Here is a 12,344-nt window from a genome sequence, read left to right on the forward strand (position 1 = left end):
GCAATGATCGTACCTGTAACAATCGTCACAAACACAATAGTCCTTTAGCTATCGAAACAACTTGGAAGGTACTTGATAATTTCAAGATGGAGGGCGGCATGTGGTCGGCGGTTTATGAACCAAAATATGTTGAGCAGTTTAAATGGATAATTCAATATACGGTTATTCTGATACAGCTCAATGGATATGATGATTCTGCAATTTTAATTGCATCGTTAAGTATCTTAATTTTGGCGATAGACATGAAATTATGGTATAATAATAGTAGCATGTCTAAAATTAACTTGGGTGTGGAACCACAATGCTATTGTTGTAATAGGCTAATGAAGATATCACCTAACAGTGACGTAAGCATGAACCCTAATGATGATACTGGTAGTCGAATCAGCAATGATCGTACCTGTAACAATCGTCACAAACACAATAGTCCTCCCCTTCTTTATCATTATGAGATAGCTTAACAAGTACATAATGACAGCGAGTTTACATGCTATTCCATGATTATTTTTCAGATAACTTCGATATTATTTTCAAACTATTCAAACAAAAAAATCATGCTACTTATGAAAGTAAATATCATACCAATTACTTATCATTGAAAGGCTTTGAACAGAATTTAAAATCCCATAAAACGAATCTGATTTCTGCAATCAAATCAAAAACTTTTAGGTTCTCTTCTTTATATCCAGTCGTTATCTACGATAAAAAAAAGCCTGAAAAAAAACCTAGATTAATCTGTATTCCAACGATCCAAGATCGGCTAGTACAAATGATCTTGATTAAATATTTGGCAGAACATCGTAAAGATGATTTAGCTATGTTCAAAAGTAGCGATTTTTCAGTTGAGGGAGTAGGAATAATACAAGCTAGACAAAAAGCAAAAGACCTACGCTCTACCAAAGAATTTGTCTTGAAAACCGATATTTCTTCATTTTTTGACAACTTGGATCGTTCTCAATTAATCAAGGATTTCAGGCAAACTCTACCTTTGGATATCTTCTATCTTTTTGAATCAATCGTAAAATGTGATCCACTTATACCTTTAGACTATTCAAAAAACAGAAAGCAGCTCATTCAATCTAAGTCAGGCAAAGGAGTTCGACAAGGTATGCCATTGTCTCCTTTAATAGCGTCTTTTTATCTTTCCGAATTTGATGAATGGCTAAAAAGAAAGAAATACAAGCATGTTAGATATGCAGATGATCTCATCTTCTTTTTGGATTCAAAAGAACAATGTGAATCCGTGTTTCTCGAAGTAGAACAACAATTAAAAAATATTCAGCTAAGCCTACCTAGGATAGATCAAAAAAGTAAAACCCAAATTATTGCTCCGTACCAACCTGTCACATTCCTAGGGTTGGATTTATCATATGAAAACGAAGAATATAACTGGTACATTCCAAGTCATATTATTGCGAACGTAGAAGATTCCCTTGTAGAGTTAACCTCGATATCAAAGAATATTCAGAAAAAGCTAACTTTTTCAAAGACAATAAATCGCATGGAACAAATTGTTCTGGGTTACGCACATTGTTATAAAGACGCTGAATCCAAAAACCTAAAGGACTTTAGAAATAGGCTTTGTGATACCCAAAGCAGAGCAATAAATATGCTATTTAAAAATTTAGGGATTGATATATCCAAAGTTCAACCAGATCATAAAAGCTATCTTATTGGAACATCAAAATTACCCCCATTGAAGAAAACTAAATAACATCCGATATCAAAAATAATAGATAAATATAAAAGGATATCTACGCCAAAGTCTGTCGCAATACTCCTTTTATTACATGATAAAAACAGTATTTATCGGTAAACTAACCACAATTTGCTTCATATTTTAATAATGTTCAAGATGACTCAGGTTCAATTGCAACAACTACAAAGACAGCTTTGGAATATTGCCAATGATTTACGTGGAAAAATGGGTGCTTGAATAGCCACCGATTTTGTAGACATCTTTTAGTTAGATAAAATGGCTAATTAACGAGGTGCTTATGAGCAGTAAACGATACCCTGAAGAATTCAAAATTGAAGCAGTAAAACAAGTCACTGAGAAAGGTTATAGTGTGGCCGAGGTTGCTACACGTTTAGGAACCACCACCCATAGTCTTTATACCTGGATTAAACGTTATGATCCACAGCAGCCCAAGATAATAGAATCTAATGATCCAAGCGCAGAATTAGCAAAGTTAAAAAAAGAACTGCAACGGGTTACTGAAGAAAGGGACATATTAAAAAAGGCCGCGGTGTACTTCGCAAGCCAGTCCAAATGAGGTACGCCTTTATTCAGGACAATCAGCACATATGGCCTGTTCGTCGTTTATGTTCAACGTTAGATGTTCATCACAGTGGTTATTACGCATGGTTAAAGCAACCCACCAGTAAAACTGCAAGGAAACGGCAACAGCTTTCAGGACTGATTAAACAGTTCTGGCTGGAATCTGGCGGAGTCTATGGCTATCGCAAGATTCACTGTGATTTGAAAGATGTTGGCGAAAGTTGCGGGATCAATCGAGTACATCTGCTGATGGAAGCAGATGGTCTTAAATCACAGCGTGGTTATCGTAAGCCTAGAGCTTACGCTGGTACTCCGGCTGTCATTGCCGCAAACAGCTTAAATCGACAGTTTAATCCAACTGAGCCGAACCAATTATGGGTGACGGACATTACCTATATCCGTACACATGAAGGGTGGTTTTATCTTGCAGTTGTGATTGACCTGTTTTCACGTCTTGTTGTTGTCTGGTCTATGAAATAAAGAATCACGACAGATCTGGTTTTAGATGCGTTATTGATGGCTTTGTGGCGGAGAAATCCAAAGAACAAAGTCCTAATCCATTCTGATCAGGGTAGCCAATATACCAGCCATGAATGGCAGACATTTCTCAGGCATCATAATCCTGAAAGTAGTATGAGTCGTAGAGGCAATTGCCATGACAATGCTGTTGCAGAAAGCTTCTTTCAGCTATTAAAGCGGGAACGAATTAAAAAGAGAATCTATGCAACTAGAACTGGAGCAAGATCCGATATCTTTGAATATATTGAGATGTTCTATAATTCAAAACGCAGACATGGTTCAAATGGTCAGCGTTCTCCATTAGATTATGAAAAGGCCAATCAAAAGATGGTTATGTGTGTCTAGAATTTTGGTGGCTATTCACCTCTCATTTTTTTGTATATACGACACAGTTAATTTAAATTATTTATATCACATCTATGGAAATGCTATTCAATTTGAATAGCCAATCTAAAGTAATAAACCATCACTTGTATTTTTAATCGTAAACTTTTCAACAAGTTCAATAAATTCATCTTTAGGTGGAATTGTGTCACCCACCAACAGATTACGTTTGCTCAAAGCAACAAAGAGCGCTATTGAATACGCCTGGCAGTTAATCGACTTTTGCGGGTTAAACTCAATATCAGTAAATGCATCATATGCAAGTGCTTGTTGCTTTAGGTCATCATTCAGATTGAGTGCATTCAAATAAATCCAGTCGTAAAAGGCTGTTTTAGGTTCAAGTTGCCAACGTGTATCTCGATATTCAAAAGCAATCAAATTGCCTGAATTTTTAAGGCGCTTATTCTTTTTCGCATCTCGTGAACTCATATCCATAATGTCCTTATACGGACCGCCGTCAGAGAATACTTTGGATGATTGAAAGATACTTTCGACACTAATATTCTTTCCACTTTTGGTTTTAAACATGAGATTGAAAGCACTGAGTTGTGTTCCTAATTCAATTTCAGACTTGCTCGAAATCTCTAGAAGCTTGGCTTCTGGATTCCGTATACGATATGCTTCATGCAAGGATCGAATCGACTTTTGTTTTTGTGTGAAGTGCATTCCGGCAAACCATTCAAACTCAACATCAACAATATCTACAAGCGTAGCGCCGTCCAGTTTAGGCACAAATACTGGTCTTTTCGCCATGATGATTTCCTTATCTTTTATCAAATACTGTTTTATTGACATTAAGCTTGAAGCCTAAACCGTTTACCCATAATAGCTCAGGGTCTTGTTCAATTACATGAATCTCTTGAATAAATTCTTTAGGAATATTCCCTTGATAAAGAATTTCCGACTCATTTAAGTAAGGGTAAGTAAACAATTCAATATCAATTGTCGATTCAAATATATCCAAAAATACTTTGTGGGATTTTCTTTCTTCGCTAGTCTTAGTTCTTTCGGTAAAATGTGCCGCATTCTTCTTACAGAAAATTGCTTTATCTAGATAATCAAAATCATTCAATAAACTTAAATCTGGATTGGTATTACCCGACAACAATTCAGGAGAAATTTTTAATACAACCCAATCTTCTAACCCTATCATAGCCCTATATTTATAAAACATTTTCCAGTTTGGATGACTAAATGACAGGGAGATAGAGTCTTTTATACCATCTAGACGCTTTTCATCATTATATTTATATTCAATATTTTGCTCTTCCAAGGTTTTCTTCGTGAGTAAACCTTTTGATAAAATAGAAGGTAAATTACCTTTGTGTGTAAAGTGATATAATGCATTAATTTTTTTACATTTTATTGGATAAAATGACATTTTTTCAATGATCTTCGCCCACTGCGCTTCATTGAGTATTGAATCAGCATAGATACTTTTTTCCCAACTGTCGTGTATACATTTCAGTTTTGGTAGCGATTTTTCACCTGTCAAATAATAACGAATATAGATAAATTCAACCAATCCTTTCGGCAGGGCATCTAGCTTAATGTCTATTATTTGGCTAGATATAGCCGGTATAGGTGGACAATTTTGGGGTGCTAATTGAGGAGTTTTACTCTCATTATCAACTCTTATAGAGTGGCTTTTCTTTAAAATTTCTTCGGAAGCAACTTTTGCTTTTAATCCTTTATTTTTAGATTCAATTTCAAGTTTATTATGCTCTTCTATAAGTAAAGCTAGACGTTCTGCACGTTTTTTTGCCTCTAAAACTTCAAGTTCTTTACGCGCTCGCTCCTGATAATCTTTATTGTATTCAAAAAAATCTATCAGAGAAACTTCTTCTAAACCCGCATCTTTTCTATTTTTATTTATTTCAATCACTTTGGCTTTAGTGCGATGATAATCTTTTTCATATTCTTCTTTTTGATATTTATCAGTTTTATCGGCCAGCTCTGCTGTAGCTTTTTCTAACTGAGCTGCACCCTCATGTATTGCCTCTAGTCCTTTAAACAGTAAGTCTTTACTCGTATTATAGTTTTTTTTGATATCTTTTAAAGCTTGCTCTTTTTTTTCAGCTTGAGATTTGTCTTTATGAGGACTATTTGAACCAAATGCATTAATTAGAGGCGCTATTAAAATAAATAGTAAGAAGAATCCTCCTATTAAAAAAAGAATTTCCATTATACCCCTCACATAAATTTAATATAGCTCAGGCACTCTTTTGAGTACCTCTAAAACCTTTCTTATAAACCATAAAGGCTAAAAAAGTTTATTTTACTTTTTTAGCCTTTTTCACAAGCTTACTCGCTTCCCGTTCTGCCTGGATTTTAGCAAGCAAGCTTTCCGCACTGTTTACGCCCGTGATGAGGTCTTGATGCTGTTCACGCCATTCGGCAGTCAGTTCACCGCTAAAGGCTTTGGCTAAAATAGATTGAGTCAGAAAATTCACTCGTTTTTGGGCTGATTTAATAGTTTCTTCAATTCGCTTACTTAATTCGAGCAACTGCTTAACTCTTAATACAACCTCATTTTGATGGTCAATACATGGTAATTGAATTTTCAAACTAGCAATTTCTTTACTATTGATATTATTCACGCCACTTGTTGAACGAGCAATATTCTCAATAGTTTGTCTTGTTTGAGGAGCTTGTAAAAAATATTGAATAAATTGGGGATTCACAGAATCATTAAATCTTAGACGTATTAGATAGCCTGCATATAACACGACTTTATCTAATTCATCAGCTATTGCTGATTTCCCAACAAGGTCAAGACTACCGTTTGAACGTATTAACAGTAAATCACCTTTAGATAACTGAAGCTGCTTAATTTCTTTAGACTCAAATTCTGCATACTTTAGATTGGTAAAATCTATTGTTCCATCATCTGCAATATTAGGAATACGTAAAACAGGGACAGCATCAATTAAACTTTCAGAGCATTTTTTTGATGTTCCATAACGCACATCAGTTAAATAATCAGAAAGGCTTTCTACTGATAATTGATTAAAACCTTGATTGATTAATTCACCACTCACCGCATCCGCCAAAACCGACTGACGGAATTTTTTAAGGATGGCAGGAATAGCATCTAAACGCGCTTTAATTTGCTCAACCTGAGCAAGCATGATATCAAGCTGACGAACGATTTCTTGTTGTTCGGCTTCAGTAGGTACAAGAAAATCCAAGTTTCTAATAAATTCACCAGAAATTGCTTTAAAAGTTGTTCCTGTTCCTTGTTGACTCAACCATGGCTCAAGATATTTAAAATAATAGAGAAGGTATGAGAATCCAATATCTGATGGAGATCTAATCGCTGCCAATCCACGTCCAATAGCAGTTGTTTCATTTGCTAAATTTGTTGGTCCCACAGGTGCTCTTACAGATAGTAAAATGTCGTTTTTTTTAGCAATTTTTTTAGGTGCCGTACAGTAATTTCTAGGAGTAGGATGCAATTTACCAAACTCAGTTTTACCTTGATAAAATACAATCCCCTGCTTATTTTGATTTACAGTCGTGCCTTCGGGAGACTGACCTAGAATAATTTCGCATACATCTACTAGTTTGGTACTCGCCCAACTTAAAGGCAAATTATCTAAACTCATGCTTGTTCACCATTTGCCAAACCTAACGCATCTGCCAAAAGTTGTTTTTGCGTATTGACTTGCTCTGTTTCACCTAAAGCCTGCATTAAGGCATCTAACTCTTTTAGCGCTTGAGTCAGTTCCGACATTGCCTCACTTGCCAACACATGCGGTTCAGGTAAGTTCGCAGCATCCATTGCATCATTGTCTTTTAACCATGAAATATCTAAAGAATCTCCCTTCTGTTCTTTAATCCATTCACGGCTAAACTTACGCCAACGGCTATTTTCAAGCATTTGCTCTTGGCTTTCTTCCGTGAGTGACCACTCACCTTCTGTACGAGCTGATAAACCTTTCGGGTCTGTGCCATACACAGTTTCAAAACCTTCTAAGTGGCTTTCCGTAAATGGCGTACGCTTACCAAAACTTGGCATATTGGTACGTAAGTCATAGACCCATGTTTCCGTTGTGCAGTTTTCATCTTGTAAAGGATTGGCTTCTGTTCCTTTCGTGAAAAATAGCACATTGGTTTTTACACCTTGCGCATAGAAAATCCCTGTCGGCAAACGCAAAATCGTATGCACATTACATTTGTTCATCAGGTCCTGACGAATTGCTGTCCCTTGCCCAGCTTCAAACAAAACGTTATCTGGCAATACAACTGCTGCTCGACCGCTTGGTTTTAAGTTTTTATAAATATGCTGTAAAAATGCCAATTGCTTATTTGAGGTATTAAATGGCAAATCATCACGGGTAATACTCGCTTCACCACCTTTAGATGTACCAAATGGCGGATTGGCTAAAATTACATCCGCTTTTGCCAACGCCTGCCCTACAGGACCAAGCGAGTTACCCAGCTTGATTGCACCTTGCTCACCACCAATATCATGCAGTAAACAGTTCATTTGTGCTAAACGGCGCGTATTCGGAACAAGCTCAACACCAACAAAAGCATCTAAAGTATAGAACTGAGTTTCTTGTTCAGTCAGTGCATATAAATCATGGTGCTGTCGTATATACGCATCCGCAGCAATTAAAAAGCCCGCCGTACCACATGCAGGATCTTGAATCACTTCACTTGGCTTTGGTTGCATACAACGCACAATAGAGTTAATCAATGGACGTGGCGTAAAGTACTGACCTGCACCAGATTTAGTTTCAGTTGCGTTCTTTTCTAATAAGCCTTCGTATAGGTCGCCTAAACCATCCGCTTTAATACTAAACCAGTCTAGTTTGTCAAATTCATTGATCAACTGCTGCAAATGACGTGGCTCACGTAAATATGTCTGTGCATTTGCATAGATCGAAGCAATCAATTCATGCTGGCTTTGCGACAGATCTAAAAGCATTTGCTTATAAAAGTTCAGTAAATCAATACCTGTGTGATCTTTAAATTTCACCCACTTATATTTTTCAGGATAAATCTTTGCAAGTGTTGAAAACTCGTCATCTAGCTCATCCACCATTTTAACGAAGAGCAGCATCACCAGTTCAGACACATAGTTGCTATAGTTAATCCCGTCATCTTTCAATACATCGCAAAGATTCCAGAGTTTTTGGACAATATCATTTTGTGTCATGTGCTGCACTTCATCAGAAAATGTGAAAAATATAGAAATTTAATTACGGGTGGATTGTAACAGTTAGGATGCCTGCCACAACCCTTCATTGATATCATCGACCAGTTTTTCAACGTCACTATCAAGTAACTTGCTCAGGCGTTTTACCCCACCATCTTTGGCGAATTGATGGTGAATCATATTTTTGTCAACCACCACCTCTTTGGCAATAAACAGGGTTAAACGTGCCAACCATTGCTTCTGATCTTCCGTCCATGCACGCTGCTGTAGAATCCTGTTTAGCCCCCGCTGATAACGCTCTTCGACAGAAGAAATTTCTTCACCCAATGTTGAACGGCGAATCATAGAGATGATCTGTGAAGCATATGTTTGATTTGACTCATTGCCACCTAGTGCCTGTGTCAGCTTGCTTTGGGTAAAGCCCTTTCTAGTCAACAAGTTTTCCAGTTCTCGCAACTGCTCACGAGTCAGATCTGATGGTCGTGTAACAACCGCTTTGATAGCGGCATTGTCGTTCACGGCTGTTTTAACGAAGCTATCAAAATATTCCAGATAATCTTCAGGCTGTTGATGTGCCGTATCTACGACGCGTTCAATCAGTTCGTCTTTCTCATCCGAGATAATGGGTAAATCCAAGGTGCCGAGAGCACTACAAACCTCAGCCAATCGTGCTTCTAAAATCGCACTGTTCTGCTGTAGCCAATTGCCAAGATCATCCACGCCTTTAGCACGCAGCATTTGTGGTAGCTTAAATGAATCAACCTTAAAGTTTTCTTTGATTTTTCCAAGTGCTTCACGCAGTTTGACCTGATCAGGATGATGCTTAAATTTCTCAGCCTTACCTAAAATACGGGTTACTTTCTGAATAAATTCATCGAGAACGATATCCGCTTGCGTACGCTTGACTTCATCAATACAAGGAACATTGATTGCTTTAGCTTTCTGCATCAATTCAGGATCACTTAACTCACGAATCAACTGATCAATGCTGATATTTGGACGCACGACAATTGGTTGCATGGTATTCACCACTTGCAAGGTCGCAAAAATATCTACGGCGTCGTATATACGGAATTCTGTTTTACCAATATCAGGACATAACCGAGTTGCACGACCGAGCATCTGTTCAAACAGCACACGTGAACGAACTTTACGCATAAACACCAGATTACAGATTTTAGGTACATCAATACCCGTGGTAAGCAAATCTACGGTGACGGCGATATTCGGAAACTTATTCTTTTTATAACTCTCTACCAGTTTGCTTGGCTGATCTGCATTGCCTGTAATTTTCACCACAGCATCATTATTCCAGTCTTTCCCATATTTCTCTTTGAAAAGCTCATTTAACAATGCTACCACCTGATCCGCATGACGATCCGTCACACAGAAAATCATGGTCTTTTCATCACCGAGTGGATTGAGGTCTTCAACCAATGCCTGACATATGACTTTATTGAAGCTTTCATTGATCACGCGTCGGTTAAAGTCTGCGACATCAAAATCCATGTCATCGGGTATCAGCGCCGTGGTCTTTTGCCCGGTGGCATTAGTCATCACCTGAACGCTTGTCCCTTTAGGTATTTCAATACCTGCCTGACTAAGTTTGGTGATGTAGCGAATTGGTTTGTCATAGTTGACTAAATAGCCTTCTTCTACAGCACGAGTAAAACTGTAGGTGAATACAGGTTTATCAAAAATCTCCGTTGTATGTAGTGCAGGTGTTGCAGTCAAACCAATCAAGGTGGCATCAAAATAGTCGATTACACGCTTATAGGTAGATAGATACTGTGCTTCATCACGAATCTTTTCCTCACCTTCAGTCATTTCCTTATCCAGGGTATAACCACGGTGTGCTTCATCAATGATGATACAGTCGTAAAAATCGATTGGCAGTGGTGTATCACTGTTAAACAGACGATGTACCAAGCTTTGCACTGTAGCAACTTGAAATTCAGGACGTTCAGTAGTATCTACACCTAAATCGGCAACCGTATAGATTTGTGCCAGGGTTTGGCCTTGCTCAATAACTTCAGCACCAAATGCATCAAATGCCTGTGTGCCTAAAGTAGAACGATCAACCAGGAACAATATATGCTTAAAACGCTGGCTTTTGATTAATCGGTACATTAGACCAGTCGCTAAACGTGTTTTACCTGTGCCTGTTGCCATAGCCAATAAAATACGTTGCTTGTCTTTGGCAATCGCATGTTCAACGGCTTTAATTCCTTCACGCTGATAGGCACGATCATTGAATGGCAGAATCTCAGTCTGTTCTAAATATTCATCTGCACGTTCAATATCCTGCTCAAGTTTTCGTTTCAACCCTGCTGGTGAATGGAAACCCTGCAACACTCTAGAAATGTTAGATGGATGTCGTACATCACGGAACCAGACTCCTCCCTCATCAGCTAAACGCTTAGACTGCTTTTGACCATTACATGCATACACAAAAGGAATGTGGTAGACCTTTTCCTCAGATGTCCACGGCGTATTCTTGTATGGCTTGTCTAAATCAGACGCAAATTGAAAGCCTTGTGAGTAACGCTCCGCCTGACGAATATACTGACTGACGGTTTTGTTCTGCTTTTTTGCCTCGACCACTGCAACAGGCATCAAGCCTTCAAAAAGTACATAATCTGCAAAACCCTCTTCACCATCCAGTAACGTCGGATATTCTGCTATTGCAAGGTTTAAACCTTTTTGCGGGTGAACGCCGTTGCTATACCTTAAAAGCTGTGTATCTGCCTGCCAACCTGCGAGCTGAAGCTGACGGTCAATGAGCTCTCGTGTTTCAGCCTCGGACAATTCAAATGAAGCATTGGCTATATCCAATTGCTCATCTTCAATAGGTGTCTCTAAAGTAGGCATGGTTGCCTGCTGTTCCAGCTCTTTTACTTTTGCTTCATAAGCAGCGAGTTGAGCCTGTAGGGTTTGTGCTTCTACTTGCTGCTGGTGCTTAAGCTGTAGATTCTCTGCTTCTAGTTCTGCCAATTTATGTTGAATATCTGAGTGAACAGTTTGCTTGTCCTGTGCCGTACGCAACTGCTGCTGTAGCTCCATCAATTCAAAACGCATGCGCCGTGCTTCAAGCGTTGGGTCGACAGGTGCTTCAAACTCAGGGAACAATTTGGTTTTTTGAGTGGTCAGAATATATAACCACTGTGCCATTCGATACGACAACCTTAGTGAAGTCAAAGCATCACTATGATCGGTTTCGGCATCATGCGCACCTTTATTACCATTAACACGCAAGGTATGCAAAACAGAGATAAAGTCAGCTTTCAGCTTAAGCCTATTTTCCACTAAACGAATACGGGAGAGAAAATCCGACTGCTCAGGCAATTCAAGCTGATTTGCTTGAGCTACTTTATTTACTAGCGCTTCAGCAAATTTTCGGGTCTGTACAAGTGTATGTGCTGGTGCTGTGTAATATGCCACTTCTGCACTGACCAATAAAGCATGCATCAAAGGATCTACGTCCTTTAAAAAATCAAATTGAGACTCATTTAAATTCATCATATTATTTACAATTATCTATACTTTATTATGCTTTTATACAAAGCTCCCCTTAAAATAAGGATATCAGTTTACGTTATTTTTATTAAGAAAAATCGGCGAGTTCAAAAGACTTCTTTCATAAGTCATTTTTTACTCAGCTCCAAATTATAAATTCCAGCAATTAAATTGAACATCAAAACCAGCCGTTTACCTCTATTTCGGTAACGTTCAGCGAGGATTTTAAAGGTTTTCAAACTGCCAAATACATGCTCAATCCCCATTCTTCTTTTATTGATTTCCTGATTATAGATTTTTAGCTCAGAATCGACACTATGGAAAAAATGGTCAGGCTATCATCGGCGAAGTTTGGTTGAAACTAAGATGCACTGCATCAAATTATTAGGCGATAAACTCAGTGCAAGGCGTTTTGATAGCCAAGTCAATGAGATTCATGCACGTGTAGCAGTCCTCAACAGATTTACGGAATTAGGT

7 protein-coding genes and 4 pseudogenes are annotated in these 12,344 nt (G+C 38.1%); 5 read left to right on the forward strand and 6 right to left on the reverse strand.

The window, feature by feature from the left end:
* From ADA42_RS18670 to ADA42_RS08045, 4 genes and pseudogenes are all read left to right on the forward strand, one after another.
* On the forward strand, positions 1–461 hold a 461-nt coding region (locus ADA42_RS18670; protein ID WP_048764558.1), incomplete at its 5' end, for a hypothetical protein.
* Positions 462–487: 26 nt separating this feature from the next.
* A complete protein-coding gene (locus ADA42_RS08035) occupies positions 488–1,714 on the forward strand; it encodes a reverse transcriptase domain-containing protein (RefSeq protein WP_048764560.1) in 1,227 nt (408 codons plus the stop codon).
* Between the two features lie 141 nt (positions 1,715–1,855).
* Positions 1,856–1,933, forward strand: a pseudogene (locus tag ADA42_RS18730) (hypothetical protein); the annotation flags it as partial.
* Between the two features lie 64 nt (positions 1,934–1,997).
* Positions 1,998–3,145: pseudogene (locus ADA42_RS08045) on the forward strand (IS3 family transposase).
* Positions 3,146–3,250: 105 nt separating this feature from the next.
* On the opposite strand, the gene ADA42_RS08050 reads toward ADA42_RS08045, so the two are convergent.
* The 6 genes and pseudogenes from ADA42_RS08050 to ADA42_RS08075 form a co-directional block, all read right to left on the reverse strand.
* Positions 3,251–3,937 carry a DarT1-associated NADAR antitoxin family protein gene (locus ADA42_RS08050; protein WP_048764565.1) on the reverse strand — a complete coding sequence of 229 codons (687 nt, stop codon included), beginning with the start codon at positions 3,935–3,937 and terminating at the stop codon, positions 3,251–3,253.
* Positions 3,938–3,947: 10 nt separating this feature from the next.
* Positions 3,948–5,369 (reverse strand): DarT ssDNA thymidine ADP-ribosyltransferase family protein, encoded by a 1,422-nt coding sequence (locus ADA42_RS08055; protein ID WP_048764566.1) that lies wholly within the window; start codon positions 5,367–5,369, stop codon positions 3,948–3,950.
* Positions 5,370–5,457: 88 nt separating this feature from the next.
* On the reverse strand, positions 5,458–6,792 hold the full coding sequence (locus ADA42_RS08060; RefSeq protein WP_053086584.1) for a restriction endonuclease subunit S: 1,335 nt from the start codon (positions 6,790–6,792) through the stop codon (positions 5,458–5,460).
* On the reverse strand, positions 6,789–8,351 hold the full coding sequence (locus ADA42_RS08065; RefSeq protein ID WP_048764568.1) for an N-6 DNA methylase: 1,563 nt from the start codon (positions 8,349–8,351) through the stop codon (positions 6,789–6,791). The genes ADA42_RS08060 and ADA42_RS08065 overlap by 4 nt, the downstream gene beginning before the upstream one ends.
* Positions 8,352–8,414: 63 nt before the next feature.
* Positions 8,415–11,873, reverse strand: a complete 3,459-nt coding sequence (gene hsdR, locus ADA42_RS08070) for a type I restriction-modification system endonuclease (protein ID WP_048764570.1) — start codon at positions 11,871–11,873, stop codon at positions 8,415–8,417.
* 122 nt (positions 11,874–11,995) lie between these two features.
* Positions 11,996–12,187, reverse strand: a pseudogene (locus ADA42_RS08075) (transposase); the annotation flags it as partial.
* Between ADA42_RS08075 and ADA42_RS18360 the strand changes: the two are divergent.
* Positions 12,180–12,344 (forward strand): annotated as a pseudogene (locus tag ADA42_RS18360) (IS5/IS1182 family transposase); the annotation flags it as partial. The pseudogenes ADA42_RS08075 and ADA42_RS18360 overlap by 8 nt on opposite strands.

The organism is Acinetobacter sp. 243_ASPC, assembly GCF_001054715.1.
Classification (GTDB): domain Bacteria; phylum Pseudomonadota; class Gammaproteobacteria; order Pseudomonadales; family Moraxellaceae; genus Acinetobacter; species Acinetobacter soli.